The following is a 16017-nucleotide window of genomic DNA, read 5'->3' on the forward strand; positions in this document are numbered from 1 at the left end:
GTTTATCGAGGCAGCACATTACTATCTCATTGCATAGGCTCATTTTGTGAGGACTGCAAGTCTCGCTAATGTTGTGGTTATTCAATGATCTAAACTCTGAAGAGTTATTCATTAATCGTTCACGGAGAGAGCAGATGTCGATGAATGTTAATAATTCAAATGCTGCAGCTGTTAATAATTTAACGACTGAGGCTCCTGTTGCTGATGTTAAGGGGAGCTTTAAAGGGATCCCGGTCACAAAGGCAGATGTTCTCAATCAGCTTCCGGAGGGAAAAGGAGAGGGGCCTGTTATTAAGTCAATACAGGATTTTGAGAGTATTACCGCTCTTTCTATGGATCAGGTGAGTAGTCTCCTTAAAGGCAATAAGATCGAGATGCAAACCATTCAGGATGCACTGAATAAGTTTGAACTCGATCCTGACGCAGGAAAAAACTACGAACTGATTCACACGTTAAATCAGTCTCTTGATAAATTGGAAACAATGCTTAACGAAAGACTGACTGAAAGAAATAATATGGTAGAAGAACTATTTGCAGAGGCAGGCAGACCTATTAATCAGGAAGATATGAAATATGAAAACCTTCTTGATAACCTGACTGATGAACTGACGAATAAAAGCGACCAGTTTGATAGTAGCTCGTTGCGTGAAAAAGTAGATAATATTTTCGATCATATCGATAACAAAATAGCACCACTTGAAAAGACAATCAGTGAAACAAAGCAGCAGATTGAATCAGAAAACAAAAAACCTCAAGAACTTAAAAAAATGCTGCAAGATGCACAAAATAAAATAATGGAAGAGAGCAGAAAAACGATCGACTTTGTAGGTGATAATATCATTAAGGATTAAGTGAGAAAGAGATCCAGGGGAACTTCAAATCAACCGCAGCAGGTCTGTTAATTCCTGGTCAGCCTACCGTGAGACGGTATCGGGCATGATCTGCCAGAAGGAAACAACCAAACCGGTGACCTGAAAACTGTCGATCTGAATGGTGCCGCTGCTCGGGCTGAAGCAAAATTTCCGAATCCTGTCTTCTGTTTGCAAACGGCTCCTTTCCAGCCAACTCCCCTCTGCCGTCAACCCGAACAGAATCAGGCTTTGCGAATCTGTTTTGGGAACCACAGCCAGCAGGTAGCCTTCTTGATTGAAACCTACTTGTTCGACGGAAAATTCGATGCGTTGCCTGACCCACTCACCGGCGGGTTCAGCGCAAAGTTCACCAGCAGGTTTACGCTGATAGATATCCGTATGGCCCGCAGGATCGTTAAACACAATGGTTTCACCGTTGGGACTGACTTTTGTCACGCATTCAGCCGGGAATGTCTGTGCCTGTCCCCATATTCCGGACGCAGCCTTGCGCCAGATGGTTACGCTCCACCACTCCATTTGTGTGATGAATTCACAGGGGTCCGCAGAAAAATGAATCGTACCACCGCCGTATTGGTCCTTCTCCTGAACAGCGGGCAGCCATTGGTCGTCAGTATTTAATTCCCAGATATCCATATCATCAGAGGTGATGATCAGAAGCCGACCATCGGGGCTGAAATTGGGTTTAAGATGGTACCAATTAGTTGGCTGCTTGCAGGTTTTAATAATTCTCTTTTTTTCACGCCACTGCCCTTGTGGATCAAGGGCCACAATGACGACAAAGAAATAATCTCGTTCAATAACATCTTCATCATAATAATCATCATCAAAATATATGGCAAAATGGCGGTTGTCCGGGCTGAATAACACTTTCAGATGAAACTCATACAGGATCATTTTCTCCGCGTTGGATGTGAGTTTCAGGTCTTCAGCACGATCTTCAACCGTAATATTGCCCGTTTGTGACCAGGATTCATCGTCTGCCTGGCCCATTATCGTAAAGTATGATTCATCATAAAACACAAGATGTTTGCTGTCGGCACTGAACAGCAAATTACGATTATGAGCTGTACCAATGTTGCCTCTATTGACCCACTGGCCATCAGCCCCACGACCGAGAATAGCACCCTTTTGCCCCAAATTAAAACAGACCAGTGACCTGGCATCAGGTGACAGGTATATCTTACTAATATGCTTGTCATTATGTTGAGGAAAAACGTCACCCGTTGTCAGTTGCTGTTGCTCAACCCACTCACCATTCCTGCATTCATAAACAGACAGTAAATGCTCTTCGCCGCTCCAGTAAGGGTAGCGACAAAGTTCCGAGCACGTACCGGTTACCGATTGCGGGACAAATAAAATATGGTCGGCATGCTGATGACGAAACCAGGCAAAATTATCGTGTTTGATTTCAGCTTTCCTGACCAAGTGACCATGATTCAGAGCCAGAATATCACTGTAATTATCCGACTTCCTCTTGATGAGGATGGGAATATGATTACCCAATAGTTTATGCGAATAGGGATTAAAATTTGTGCTGCCACTGGGTATAAGGGTCAGTGCAGTCCCATCAAGAATCTGCTGGCGCAAATGGTTGGCATAAAATGAGTAAAAAGCCGGGCCCAGTTGCGCAGGGAAGTGTCGAACAGAAAATATCGACAACGTCCTGAGGTGCTCAAGGAGTTGCTGACTGGACTGAATGATTGCCCGGCACGAAGACTGCCTTTGCCTGGTCAGGGAGAGGAAGTAATGGACCTCTGTCAGGCCGCATAACCGCAGACGATCGCCCGTTGTCGGCGATGCTTGCCCAAAATTATGGATATCGCTGATTGATAAATAGCTGGCGATTTTCGCGAACACTTCCTGGGGGACGCGAACCCACCGGTGATCAAAGCGAGCTATATCATGGACGACTTCAGGCTGAATTTCATTGCCCGCTGTATCGACATCGGGACTGGTCTTTAACCCTGCAGCAGGTTGCATAACGTTAACCCCCCAAGGTGACTCAGGCTGTTCAAGAAACATAGCAACAATCGCAACATCCCGGGATTAAATATCGACAGAGCCACTACGGAGAAGCTGCATTTGTGGGCATCAACTTCTGCCCGGAATCATGAGCGTTTAATGGAGGGTTATTATTGTTGCCATTGCCCGGGAACTGGTTAGGTTTATCTGGGATGTTGTACGACAAGAGATGCCTAAGGTAGCTTGCGCGAATTTACCGGGTATTCAGGATAAAAGCGGTTAATCAGGAGGTTGTTCAGACACGTTGATTCAGGGCATGGCTGGCCGGTGTGGAGAACCCTTGACCGGGCTAAGTAGTTGGCCAAATGGAATCGTATATTTCTGGCTAAGTGGGCAGTTGCTATGCAAGGCGCAACGTAGGGAGCATAGCCGTAGCTATGTGACCGGAGTTGCAACGCCGCACGACTGCATGGATGCAGGAGATAGAGCAACGCAGGAGCAGTTGCCGGGAGTGACTGACAACTTAGTCAGAAATATATGATTTCATTTGGTTAACTACTTATACCGCACCAACCAACGGGATAATCCCTAACAGGCATTCTCCGGCTGATGATCCCTGATCTGCCAGAAGGAAACAACCTTTGGCACTAAAATATCACCGTCAGGGAGCAAACTGGTGACCAGAAGGGTGCGGCTGCACGGGCTGAAACAAAATTTCGCAATCCTGGTTTCTGTTTGCAAACAGTCCCTTTCCAGCCAGCTCCCGTCTGCCGTCAACCCGAACAGAATCAGGCTGTGCGAATCCGTTTCAGGAACCACAGCCAGCAGGTAGCCTTCTTGATTGAAACCTACTTGTTCGACGGAAAATTCGATGCGTTGCCTGACCCACTCACCGGCGGGTTTAGCGCAAAGTTCACCAACAGGTTTACGTTGATAGATATCCGTATGGCCTGCTGGATCGTTACACACAATGGTTTCACCGTTGGGACTGACTTTTGTCAGGGACTCAGCCGGGAATGTTTGTGCCCGGCCCCACATTCCGGACGCCGCCTTGCGCCAGATTGTTACGCACCGCCACCTCTTTCTGATGAATTCACAGGGGTCCGCAGAAAAATGAATCGTACCACCACCGCATTGGTACTTCTCCTGAACAGCGGGCAGCCATTGGTCGTCAGTATTTAACTCCCAGATATCCAAACTAACTTGAGTGGTGATGATTAGAAACCGACCATCGGGGCTGAAATTGGGTTTAAGATGGTAGTAATAACTTGGCGGGTTGCAGGTTTTAATAATTCTCTTTTTTTCACACCAATGCCCTTCAGGACCGAGGGCAAAAATGGCGACAAAGAAATAATCTCGCCTGACAGCATCCGCATCAAAATCATCGCTAAGCCATGTAGCAAAATGGCGGTTATCCGGGCTGAATACCACTTCCAGATTAAGCTCATATTCGCTCATTTTATTGTCATTGGGTGTGAGTTCCAGGTCATCAGCACGATCTTCAACAATAATATCAGCCGTTCGTGACCAGGATTCATCGTCTGCCTGGCCCATTACCGTAATGCGTGATCTATGATAAAGCACAAGATTTTTGCTGTCGGCACTGAACAGCAAAGTATGATTGTAATTTGTACTAATGTTGCCTTTATTGACCCACTGGCCATCAGTCCCCCGACCAAGAATAGCGCCAGCTCGCCCCCGGTTAATACAGACCAGTGACCTGGCATCAGGTGACAGGTATATATTACTGATGTACTTGTACTTACACTGAGGAAAAACGTCACCCGTTGTCATTTGCTGTTGCTCAACCCATGCACCATTTCTGCATTCATAAACAGACAGTAAATGCTCTTTGCCACTGTAGGTGCAGGAAAAAAGTTTCTCCCACCCACTGCTTACCGATTGCGGGACAAATAAAATATGGTCGGCATGCTGATGACGAAAACAGGCAAAATAATCGTGTTTGATTTCAGCTTTACTGACCCAGTGACCATGATCCAGAGCCAGAATATTACTGTAATTCTCCGACTTCCTCTCGATGAGGATGGGAATATGATCACACAGATGACGGGTAGAGCGATTAAGATTTCTGCTGCCACTGGGTATAAGGGTCAGTGCAGCCCCGTCAAGAATCTGCTGGCGTAAATGACTGGCATAAAATGAGTAAAAAGCTGGGCCCAGTTGCGCAGGGAAATGTCGAACAGAAAATATCGACAACGTCCTGAGGTGCTCAAGGAGTTGCTGTCTGGACTGAATGATTGCCCGGCACGAAGACTGCTTTTGCCTGCTCTGGGAGAGGAAGTAATGGACCTCTGTCAGGCCGCATGACCGAAGACGATCGCCCGTTGTCGGCGATGCTTGCCCAAAATTATGGATATCGCTGATTGATAAATAGCTGGCGATTTTGGCGAACACTTCCTGGGGGACGCGAACCCACCGGTGATCAAAGCGAGCCATATCACGGACTACTTCAGGCTTGATTTCATTGCCCGCTGTATCGACATCGGTACTGGTCCTAAACCCTGCTGCAGGTTGCATAATGTAACCCCCCAAGGTGACTCAGGCTGTTCAAGAAAAATAGCAACAATCGCAACATCCCGGGATTAAATATCGACAGAGCTACTACGGAGAAGCTGCATTTGTGGGTATCAACTTCTGCCCGGAATCATGAGAGTTTAATGCAGGGCTATATTTTCGGAGAGGTTTGGTAAGCATTCCCACGGAGGTCCGTGGGAACGAGGTGCCTGTGTATGGGTATCAGCTGCTTAGATGCACTAGAACATGTAGGCAACACCTGCCATCACAGAGGTCTGGTTGCTTTTGTCGACCAGCTGACTGTCGGTAACACTGCTGCTGAAACGGGTGTACTCAGCACCACCGACCAAAAGCCAGCGGGAAGAAAGTTGATAAGTAGCCATCACTTCCAGACCCATATCCACTCCGGCGTCGGCTTTGTAGGTGGAGAGTAATGGATTATTACCGGCTTCTTTGCTGGAAATGCCGTAGTAGTAATCATTGTAACCACTGCTACGCCAGGTTGCGGACGCAGCCGTTTCAATGCTAAACCGATCAGTAATCTGGAACTCCCTGCCCAGTTCGAACCCGGCACTGATATCGGACTTGGTGTCGTTAAGGACGGATGCCGTCAGTTCAGCCCACTGCATGTCGTATCCCAGAGTCAGACCGTATCCAATACCTGCTTTACGTTCATCCAGCCCTTTGAAAAGATCGTTATCTTTAACATTGTCTTGTTCAAAACCAGAGCCGACTCCCAGGCTGATCACCGGAGACAGGCTCCAGTTGTTCCCTTCAAGGAGCGTGTAACCCGCCTGTTCTCCACGCACCCAGAAATCACCATACTCAATGTGGGCAATGGGTTGAGGATTGGTTTCGCCATCCACACCTTTATAAATGCTGCTCTCATGGGAGGCACCCAGGCCCAGGATCATTTCCCAGTCATTTTCTATGGCATGGGCAGTGCTGGCCAGTCCAAAAGTGGCCAGCAGACTGGCTGCAGTCGCAATTGATCGTACAGTCATTATTGTCATCCGTTGCTGTCAAAACTGGCAACGATGATAAGATAATGAGAGTGATCAGTTTGTGATTGCGTTGTGAACAGGTTGTGAAAACAGTATCTTGATGACGGCTCCTGATGGCGTGTCGGCCCCTTCGGGTTTTCGGTTGTTAATCTCCAGCCGCCATTGTCGAGCCTGACAGATTCGTGCAACAATGCTCAATCCCAGCCCCAGACCACTGACGTGTGCTTTTTCCCAGGGTTTCAGTAAACGGGGAATGGCTTCATCTTTAAATCCTGGTCCAGAGTCTTGTATCCATAGCCTGCTGTCATTAGCAAAAATGGTCACTTCGCCAGAGTCTGTGTACTGACAGGCGTTACGCACCAGGTTATCCAGCATAATACTGAATATGACCGGAGGCAAAGAGGCGGTGACCGTGGTCGGCACCTGGTTATGCAGTGTGACGGGTTTGTGAGCCACCAGATATTGATGCCGATCCAGGGATTGCTCTACCGTGGTGTGCAGGCTGATGGTTTGAGTTGCTTCACAGATCGACTCTTCGCGACTGAGCTGAAGAAAACTCTCTATTAGATTTTTCATGTCTTCAGTGGCACGGGTTATTCGTTGCAATGGGCGCTGAATACCGGGGTTATCAATGACAGCAAGTTGCAGAATTTCCGAAGCCATAGCAATGTTAGTAATCGGTGTCCGCAATTCATGGCTGGCATCCCGGGTGAATTGTTTTTCCCGATCTATCATCCTGCTGATGCGCAGGAGCAGTTTATTAATGTATCGGGCTACCGCGCCCACTTCATCGTGGTAATAGTCGCCTGCCAGCTGTTGTTCACTGGAGAAATCCAGGGTATCCAGATCCTGTTTCAGCTGGGTCAATGGCGCAATCACGAAGTGGCTGACCTGCAAGCCAGTTATCCATGCCAGACCCAGCATAACCAGACTGCAAACAACAATAGAGAGTGCTATTTTCCAGGGAGTGTCGCTTTGGCCCCGGTCAAACTGGCTGATATCGATTAAGTAATAAAAAAATGTGTCTGATCCATAACTCTGGGGTAGAGGAGACCGAACGATCTGAAAAACCTTTTGATCGTGGGTGTATTCAAAAATCTCAAAGCCTTGCTGACTGGTATCAACATAGACATCAATGTATGGGGAGTCAGAAAGTGATTCCGTTGTTAAAGCGTCATGGCCCAGGTAAGCCAGTAACTGCGAGTCATTGCCGACCTTCCAGGTGCCCACTGTGTTCAGGCGTTTTAATACCTCGAAATGATCCAGATAAAGAGAACGGTACTGCTCTGCCTCATTGGCTATCTGCCAGTTAAACATGGTGTCTTCCCCTGTTTCAAAGGCGACGAACAGAAACAGACTGAAGATGACGTTGGCTATCAACCCGAATATAAGACAGGCTGCCAGTATTCGGAACCGAAGGCTATTGACCAGTTTCATCATCACCTTCCTGTTGAGCCATCCGAAAGCCCCAGCCCGGAACGGTTTGAATCAGGGGTTGCCCAAAGGGTTTATCAATTTTTTGACGAAGTTTATAGATGTGGCTGCGCAGGGAGTCACTGTCGGGCAGTTCATCTCCCCAAAGCTGATACTCCAGAGTTTTGCGGGAAACTGCTGCGGGATAGTGCTCCATGAGTACTCTTAATAGCTTGAAGTTATTAGGAGAGAGCTGAATTTTTTCCCCCTGTCGATGAACCTCCTGAGTATCAATATTTACTGTCAGGTCAGATAGATTGAGCGTGGAGGAATGAGTGTTTAAACGTCGGCTAATCGCTTCCAGGCGGGCGTAGAGCTCTTTCAGTTCAAAAGGTTTCACCAGATAGTCATCGGCTCCGGAGGCGAAACCCGCCAGTTTGTCCTCCAGCGTATCCCGGGCGGTCAGAAAAATGACCGGAGTTTTATCTTTCCGGTGGCCTCTGAGAACCTGGCAGAGCTCCAGACCATCCATGTTTGGCATGGCGATATCAAAGATGTACAGATCATATTCATGGCTGGTCGCAAGGTTAAGGCCGGACATACCATCATAGGCGTAGTCGCACTGATGACCTTTGAATTCAAGATAGTCGGCAATACTGGCGGTGATATCAGCATTGTCTTCAACGATTAATATACGCATGGTTTAACGGCAAACATGGCTTAACGGAAAAAAAGAGAAGGCTCTGGATATCATGTGACCTGTGAACATTTTGTGAAGCTTACTACTTCACGACTTGTTCACAAAAGAGCTTATAAGGTTGAGCGGAAATTATGGTAAACAATGCAGGTTAACAAAATGAAAAGAACTCAAAGGCTGTTGCTGTTAACTCCTTTGTTTGCAGCATTAGCTGCATGCATGGGGGGCATTCAACCCACGGCGTTACAGAGTAAGGCATCTGACACTAATCTTCAGCAGCACGAAGAGTTTCGTGGCGGTGAAGTCGAGTCAAGTGATCAGGAGCACTGGTATCGTGAACTACGGTTGTCGGATTGGAAAGCGCTCGGAGTTACCGAAAGTGACTTTGATACCGTACTGCCACGGATCAATAGCAGCAGTCCACTGCGGGACACTATAACGGTATATGGCCCCGGTCATTGGACTTACGAATGGACCCGGCATGCAGAGAAAGTAGCGTCTCAACAGCCACCTTCAGCTCAGACTGCTGCTCTTTTACAACGAGTATCCGGACTCTATTTAACCGCCTCCTACCCGAACCTTCTCAGCGATCATGAGCAGGCGGCACTGAGAAATGCCGTTGATTATTACGTTAAGGCTGGGCTGAACATGGGGCAGCGCATCGCCGTCATTGATATGCCTCTGTCGCAGGGCGGCAGTATCAAAGGGCTTTTGCATTTACCCAGACAGTTGGCAGAAAACGACAAAAAACTGCCTGTTATTCTCTGGACCGGAGGCGTAGACAAAACTCTGGTTGAGCACTTTCAGAGTGCTAAAAAATATACAGACACCGGTTATGCGGTCATTACATTTGATATTCCCGGAGGCGGCCTGAACAGGGCATTAAAAGTTTCTCCGGGTACAGAAGCTGAGGCACATAATGCCGCTTTGGCTTACGTGAAAAACTCAACGCTTCTGAATGAAAAACGGGTGGCGGCATTGTCATCTTCCGGGGGGGGGCTGAGTTTAATGGAGTTCACTGTTGCTACCCCTGAACTTAAGGCTGTGGTCGCACGTTGTGCACTGGTAGATGGTGTTTTGACTCAACCTGAAAAGTTGCAATATTTGCCGGCAATGAGTGTCGATTCCTTTTTTGCACGTCAGGGGCTGACTTATAAAGGGCTTGATAATCCGGGGCGGTATACCATTCCATTGTCACTGAAAACCAAGGGCTACTTTGATGGTAAACCCCACACCAGTGTACCGTTGCTGGTGATTAATACCAAAGATGACCCGGTAGCTTCGCCGAAAGATATGAGAGCGACGGCGGCAATGTCTTCTGATAGTGAAATAGCATTCTTCGGTGAAGCGGGTCACTGCCCGGAAGGTGCAGAAGCGGAAAATAAAATATACCGTTTTATTACTGAAAGGATCTGACAAAGTTATTTCAGGGTAGTTCACAAGTTGGCGCCTGTCTTAAGCCGCAGGCGCAAGAGGCTGGAGAGTGATTAATGGTCAGCGCTTTGCTGGTTATCGTTACTGCTGTCTTCCGGCACTTCTTGTTCTGCTTTAAATGCTTCCATCTCTTTTTCCAGCGCTTCAAGGCGCTCACGGGTGTGCCTCAGAACAGCAACCTGGGTATCAAACTCATCACGGGTGATCAGCTCCAGTTTGGACAGGGCACTGCCCACCAGTGCCTTGATATTTTTTTCGATATCTTCCCGGGTCTGGCTTTTGTCACCGTTAAAGAGTTCACCGGCTTTGGCGGCGATGGTATTAATTAGGGCGGCTTTATCGATCATGGTTATCGCTTGGCTGATGGTCAGAAAAGAGAAGGATACCGCAATAACAGCAAGGTAACGATCCGGAACTTATTATTGCTCAAATAAAGCAGTAATCTTTCCGGGTTTGATCACAATAAAGTCGTTATCGGCAACGCCGTGCTGCTGTTTGGCGAGCTGCAGATCTTCCGGTGGTTGCAACATCGGCTCATTGGTTAGCATAAAGCTGCCCCAGTGCATTGCCAGCGACAGGCGTGAGCCAACATCGTTGTGGATATGCACGGCTTCTTCCGGATTAACATGGATCTCTTTCATAAACCAGCGTGGCTCGTAGGCACCAATCGGCACCATGGCCATATCCATGTAGCCGAAGTGCTCACCAATGGCTTTAAAATCTGAACTGTAGCCAGTATCCCCGGCAAAATAAAAGCGTTTACCCGGTTCAGCTGCTTCAGTCGCCGCTTCAAATACCCAGCCACACCAGAGCGTTCGATCCGGAAATATTGAACGGCCACTGAAGTGCTGACAAGGTACTGCCGTGTATGTCCAGCCGCGATGGGTATGGGATTCCCACCAGTCCCGCTCGACCCAGTTAGCTATACCGTGTTTGCTGAACCATTGGCCTAAGCCCAGGGGCAGCATAAACAGGGGGGGATTGTCTTTTTGTTTTTTCTGAATGGCTAATACTGAGTTTCGATCAAGATGGTCGTAATGGTCGTGAGAAATCACCACCACATCCACGTGGGGTAAGGCAGCAATATCGATCGCTGGTGGAGAGTAGCGCCTGGGGCCAGCCCACTGTACAGGAGACGCTCGTTCAGAAAAGTGTGGGTCGGTAATGATATTCATCCCCTGGTGGCGAATTAAAAAGGTCGCATGACCAATCCAGCTGGTCAGGGATTTATCTGAATTCTCAAAGACCGAATAATCATCGTCTACCACCGGAATAGAAACTTTCTCCGGCAGTGCCTCGGTGATTTTCCATTTCAAGATGTTCCATAACGAGCGATGATGCATTTGCATTGCATCGTTATTGCGAAAGCCGCCATTCGGCAGATGATGTTTTTTTGAGCGATTCACCGCAGCTACCCCATCTTATTTTGTTAATCAATTTAGCGCGGAGCAACACCTCGGACAAATTTAGGTATCGCCGCACGGCCATAACTCTATTCGCTGACAATGTTTAAATCGTCGTCAAATACAAAATAGTCCATGACCTCATCCAGACGCTGATTGGAAAACGCATCGTTAAAGGTGTGCAATACATTGCCTATAAGTAGTTAACCAAATGAAATCATATATTTCTGACTAAGTTGTCAGTCACTCCCGGCAACTGCTCCTGCGTTGCTCTATCTCCTGCATCCATGCAGTCGTGCGGCGTTGCAACTCCGGTCACATAGCTACGGCTATGCTCCCTACGTTGCGCCTTGCATAGCAACTGCCCACTTAGCCAGAAATATACGATTCCATTTGGCCAACTACTTATCATTTGCCATCGGTATTTTTTCCTGCCTTATTATTTGCCAGTAGGATTTATCACATGCCGCCGGTGAGGTAAAGGCGCTCTATTGTCGCCCCGCGCTGAACAGGCGTTTTGAGAGAGATAGGCTCACCCCATAAAAATAACCAAAAAGCGGGGGAGGGAATGCCATGAAAAATGTGATGATCACCGGCGGCGGCAGTGGTTTTTCTCAGGGACGATCGATCAGCTATTGTCGATATATCAAACGACAATAGTCATTTATTGGTTGGAGAGTTTCTTTAGTGATAATATGGCCAGGCCTCGCAACTACACCTACTGAGGGCGGTCATGACCAGTATGGCACTGTAGGTATTCGCGCTTTTCTGTACTGATATTACCGCATATCCGCGTAAAGCCTCGCCCAATCGGGCGGGGATACAGGCGACCAGTCCGATAGGACTGGGGGTAAGCTGGATTCCATAGCAGCAGTTATTATTTGTTGTATATTTACAGGATGCATAATACTCTGTAAGCATGAAACAAAAACGTGCCTATAAAGAAAGGTTCTACCCAACGCCAGAACAGGAAACACTTCTTGCTCAGTCGTTCGGCTGTGGCCGTTTTGTCTATAACAACACCCTCCGTTTTCGCACTGATGCCTACTACAAAGACGGGAAATCCATATCCCACTCTGAGGTAGAAAAACGGCTTGTGTCGCTCAAGAAAGAGTTCCCATTTCTGGTTGATGTTTCCAGTGTGATCCTGCAACAAACACTCAGGGATCAGCAAGAAGCCTTCAAGAACTTCTGGGCTGGCAGGGCCAAATACCCTAAATTCAAAAAAAGACATTCAAGACAAAGTATGCGGCTGACAAAGGCTGCTTTCAGCATGAAAAACAGCCAACTGTTCATCGCCAAAAGCAAAGAGCCGTTGAATATCCGCTGGAGCCGACCACTGGCTTCTGAGCCTTCCAGTATCACCATCAGCAAAGATCTGGCAGGCCGGTACTTTGTTTCTATGCTTTGCGAATTTGACGCTAAACCAATGCCTGTCAGCAACAAGACAGTAGGCATTGATTTAGGTTTAACCGATCTGTTCATCACATCAGACGGTAATAAATCCGGCAATCCCCGTCACACACGACGCTATGAGCAAAAGCTCGCCTATCTTCAGCGTCAACTGGCTAAAAAGCAAAAAGGCAGTAACAACCGAGCCAAAGCAAGGCTCAAGGTTGCCCGTGTCCATGCCAAAATAGCCGACTGCCGGATGGATGCTACCCACAAGGCATCCCGTACACTGATTAACGAAAACCAAGTTGTGTGCGTTGAATCGTTGAATGTGAAGGGCATGATCAAAAACCCAAAGCTGGCAAGGCACATTGCTGATGCGAACTGGGGAGAGTTTGTCCGACAACTGAAGTACAAGTCTGAATGGGCTGATCGTACTGTGGTTGAGATAGACCGATTCTTTCCCAGTTCCAAGCGTTGCTCCTGCTGTGGGTTTGTCCATGAAAGTCTGCCGTTGTCTATTCGTGAATGGTATTGCCCTGAGTGCAATACCATTCACGACAGGGACATAAACGCAGCAAAGAATATAAGAACCGCCGGACTGGCGGGGTTAGCCTGTGGAGCGACCGGAACGGGGGTGGCAGCTTAACAGCCGCTATCTAGGGAAGGCGTGACGAAGCAGGAAGGTTCTTGGAGCGATCTAAGAACCCTCGCCCGATAGGGCGGGGAGTGTCAGATCATCGACTCAGCTGCTCTGTGATGAGGCATCAAGTCTGGGTAGTTGTAGGATTTTTTGATGAGTGCACTGCTTTGGTGCGCTTTTTTGGGTGGGGGATTTGGTTTTAGTGCATCAAATGGGTGCGTATCCGGTTTCGCCACTCATTTGAGTCCATGAAACCTTCAACCATGCCCATTTATGGGGATAGATAAAAACTGGCACAGAGCCTGCTTAGACAGGAGTAACCATTTAACCAGTGCCGGGCGGGATGCCTGAAATCAAGACTGGCAGGGTTGGTTTTTCCTTTTAAGGCCCGGGAAATAAAACAGACGGTTGTAACACAAAGGGAAAAGCGTAGACTTTGGAAGCTATCGCATCCAGGTCACCCCTCCCGGATGAATATTAAGTAGAGCCAGGAGAATAATGCATGAAGTTAGTATCAGCCATTATCAAGCCATTCAAGCTTGATGACGTGCGGGAAGCGCTTTCTGATATCGGCGTTCAGGGTATCACTGTGACGGAGGTCAAGGGCTTTGGTCGCCAGAAAGGCCATACCGAACTGTATCGCGGTGCAGAGTATGTTGTGGACTTTCTACCAAAGGTAAAGATTGAAGTGGCTATCTCGGATGATCTGCTGGATCAGGTGATCGAAGCAGTTTCCAATGCCGCCAATACCGGCAAAATCGGTGACGGAAAAATATTCGTGACCTCTCTGGAGCAGGCTATTCGGATCCGTACTGGAGAGACTGGCATCGACGCTATTTAAGTGCCAGTCAAAGGCATGACTCATCAGCAGCCACTGATGACATCGCCGAGCAGTATCAGTGATATACAGCCTTGAGCTAAATACAGCCCTGAGCTGAAACGAAAGATAAAAAAGATGTGAATTTTACTGGGAGGGGTCCCGTGGAAGATATAACTCAGCTGTCGTATGCGCTCGACACTTTTTATTTCCTGATGTGTGGTGCACTGGTTATGTGGATGGCCGCTGGCTTTGCCATGCTGGAAGCCGGTCTGGTGCGCTCCAAGAACACCGTTGAAATTCTGACCAAGAACATTGCCCTGTTTGCCATTGCCTGCACCATGTACCTGCTCTGTGGTTATCAGATCATGTATCCGGGGGCTAACGAAGGCGGCATCATGCCTCTGTTCGGCACGCTGCTGGGCACTGAGAACAGTGTCGAGTCGGTGCTGGGTGGTGGTGAAGATGCACCTTACTACTCTCTGCGTTCTGACTTCTTCTTCCAGGTGGTCTTCGTAGCTACTGCCATGTCCATCGTTTCCGGTGCCGTTGCTGAGCGCATGAAGCTGTGGGCCTTCCTGCTGTTTGCAGTCTTTATGACGGGCTTCATCTATCCGGTACAGGGTTTCTGGAAATGGGGCGGTGGCTTCCTGAACGAAGCTGGCTTCCAGGATTTTGCCGGTTCCGGCGTGGTGCACATGGCGGGTGCTTCTGCTGCCCTGGCTGGTGTGCTGCTGCTGGGTGCCCGTAAAGGCAAGTACGCATCTAATGGTTCCGTTAATGCCATGCCTGGTGCTAACCTGCCACTGGCTACTCTGGGTACCTTTATCCTCTGGCTGGGCTGGTTCGGTTTCAACGGCGGCTCTCAGCTGAAGATTGCCGATGTTGAAAATGCCAACGCTGTTGCCCAGATTTTTGTCAACACCAATGCTGGTGCTGCTGGTGGTGTTATTGCTGCCCTGATCGTTGCCAGACTGTTGTTTGGTAAGGCTGACCTGACCATGGCTCTGAACGGTGCCCTGGCGGGTCTGGTTGCCATTACCGCAGAGCCACTGACGCCAACTGCCCTGGGTGCAACGCTGATCGGTGCTGTTGGTGGTGCCCTGGTGGTCTTCTCTATCCTGGCGCTGGACAAACTGCGTATTGATGATCCGGTGGGTGCCATCTCTGTCCACGGTGTTGTGGGTATCTGGGGCCTGCTGGCGGTACCTCTGACCAACAGCGACGCTACCCTGGGTGCTCAGCTGTTGGGTATTGGCAGCATCTTCGCCTGGGTGTTCGGTGCTTCCCTGGTTGTCTGGGGTGTAATCAAGGTAATCATGGGTCTGCGTATCTCCGAAGAAGAAGAGTACGAGGGTGCTGACCTTACTGAGTGTGGTATGGAAGCGTATCCGGAGTTCACCAGCAAGTCTTGAGAAATGTAAAAGCTGACATCAAACAACTACGTTGACAAAAACATTGACAAGAAAAGGCCCCGGCATCAGTACACTTTGTATTGTCTCGCCGGGGTCTTTTTTGTATACCTTTGGGCTATACCTTTGGGCTATACCTTTGAGCTATGGCAGTTTCAGATCCGTTGCTACACCACTTTGCAAATAGGATTTCACTTCTTGATAGTGCGGCTGAATCTCCGCGTCGTTGAGTTCTCCCAGCCAGAATGTCCAGGTCATTCTTCTTTCTTCATTGCCATCTATAGCCTGTACTGCTCTGAGACCAAAATAGAGCGGTTGGCTATCCTTGTCTGCATCAGTGCCGGTCATGATGTAAGAAGCTCCTACTAAATTATCGGGCATACTTTGATGTGACAATGCGGTGTTTGTCAACATAGTTGTCGCCTCAACTTAA

13 protein-coding genes are annotated in these 16017 nt (G+C 48.4%); 5 read left to right on the plus strand and 8 right to left on the minus strand.

The genetic code is table 11. The annotated features are described in order from the left end of the window. Positions 1 to 140: 140 nt before the first annotated feature. Positions 141 to 851, plus strand: coding sequence for a hypothetical protein (locus CX664_RS01075; protein WP_145999746.1), 711 nt, complete (start codon positions 141 to 143; stop codon positions 849 to 851). Positions 852 to 914: 63 nt separating this feature from the next. Here CX664_RS01075 and CX664_RS01080 read toward each other — a convergent pair whose 3' ends face one another. The 5 genes from CX664_RS01080 to CX664_RS01100 all read right to left on the minus strand — a co-directional run bounded on the left by CX664_RS01080 (position 915) and on the right by CX664_RS01100 (position 8486). Next, complete coding sequence (locus CX664_RS01080) at positions 915 to 2852, minus strand: PD40 domain-containing protein (RefSeq protein WP_180966342.1); 1938 nt, start codon at positions 2850 to 2852, stop codon at positions 915 to 917. Positions 2853 to 3422: 570 nt separating this feature from the next. Continuing rightward, positions 3423 to 5372, minus strand: a complete 1950-nt coding sequence (locus CX664_RS01085; protein WP_101744927.1) for a hypothetical protein — start codon at positions 5370 to 5372, stop codon at positions 3423 to 3425. Positions 5373 to 5608: 236 nt separating this feature from the next. Next, complete coding sequence (locus CX664_RS01090; protein WP_180966343.1) at positions 5609 to 6373, minus strand: MipA/OmpV family protein; 765 nt, start codon at positions 6371 to 6373, stop codon at positions 5609 to 5611. A gap of 54 nt (positions 6374 to 6427) precedes the next feature. Next, positions 6428 to 7813 (minus strand): sensor histidine kinase, encoded by a 1386-nt coding sequence (locus tag CX664_RS01095; protein WP_101744929.1) that lies wholly within the window; start codon positions 7811 to 7813, stop codon positions 6428 to 6430. Then, entirely contained in the window at positions 7794 to 8486 is a 693-nt protein-coding gene (locus CX664_RS01100) for a response regulator transcription factor (RefSeq protein ID WP_101744930.1), read from the minus strand. The genes CX664_RS01095 and CX664_RS01100 overlap by 20 nt, the downstream gene beginning before the upstream one ends. 156 nt (positions 8487 to 8642) lie before the next feature. Between CX664_RS01100 and CX664_RS01105 the strand changes: the two genes are divergently transcribed. Then, a complete protein-coding gene (locus CX664_RS01105) occupies positions 8643 to 9899 on the plus strand; it encodes an alpha/beta hydrolase (protein ID WP_180966344.1) in 1257 nt (418 codons plus the stop codon). A 71-nt stretch (positions 9900 to 9970) separates the two neighbouring features. Here CX664_RS01105 and CX664_RS01110 read toward each other — a convergent pair whose 3' ends face one another. Both CX664_RS01110 and CX664_RS01115 read right to left on the minus strand, forming a co-directional pair. Further along, complete coding sequence (locus CX664_RS01110) at positions 9971 to 10264, minus strand: accessory factor UbiK family protein (RefSeq protein ID WP_101744932.1); 294 nt, start codon at positions 10262 to 10264, stop codon at positions 9971 to 9973. A gap of 72 nt (positions 10265 to 10336) precedes the next feature. After that, positions 10337 to 11323: an MBL fold metallo-hydrolase gene (locus CX664_RS01115; RefSeq protein WP_101744933.1), complete on the minus strand. Its 987-nt coding sequence runs from the start codon at positions 11321 to 11323 to the stop codon at positions 10337 to 10339. 916 nt (positions 11324 to 12239) lie between these two features. Here CX664_RS01115 and CX664_RS01120 point away from each other — a divergent pair. From CX664_RS01120 to CX664_RS01130, 3 genes are all read left to right on the plus strand, one after another. Beyond that, a complete protein-coding gene (locus CX664_RS01120) occupies positions 12240 to 13361 on the plus strand; it encodes an RNA-guided endonuclease InsQ/TnpB family protein (protein WP_101744934.1) in 1122 nt (373 codons plus the stop codon). A 496-nt stretch (positions 13362 to 13857) separates the two neighbouring features. Continuing rightward, entirely contained in the window at positions 13858 to 14196 is a 339-nt protein-coding gene (gene glnK / locus CX664_RS01125) for a P-II family nitrogen regulator (RefSeq protein WP_101744935.1), read from the plus strand. Positions 14197 to 14336: 140 nt separating this feature from the next. Then, positions 14337 to 15587, plus strand: coding sequence for an ammonium transporter (locus tag CX664_RS01130; RefSeq protein WP_101744936.1), 1251 nt, complete (start codon positions 14337 to 14339; stop codon positions 15585 to 15587). A 141-nt stretch (positions 15588 to 15728) separates the two neighbouring features. Here the strand turns inward: CX664_RS01130 and CX664_RS01135 are convergent, their stop codons facing one another. Then, positions 15729 to 15998, minus strand: a complete 270-nt coding sequence (locus tag CX664_RS01135; protein WP_101744937.1) for a hypothetical protein — start codon at positions 15996 to 15998, stop codon at positions 15729 to 15731. Positions 15999 to 16017 lie beyond the last annotated feature (19 nt).

Source organism: Endozoicomonas acroporae (assembly GCF_002864045.1).
In the GTDB taxonomy this organism is placed as follows: Bacteria; Pseudomonadota; Gammaproteobacteria; order Pseudomonadales; family Endozoicomonadaceae; genus Endozoicomonas; species Endozoicomonas acroporae.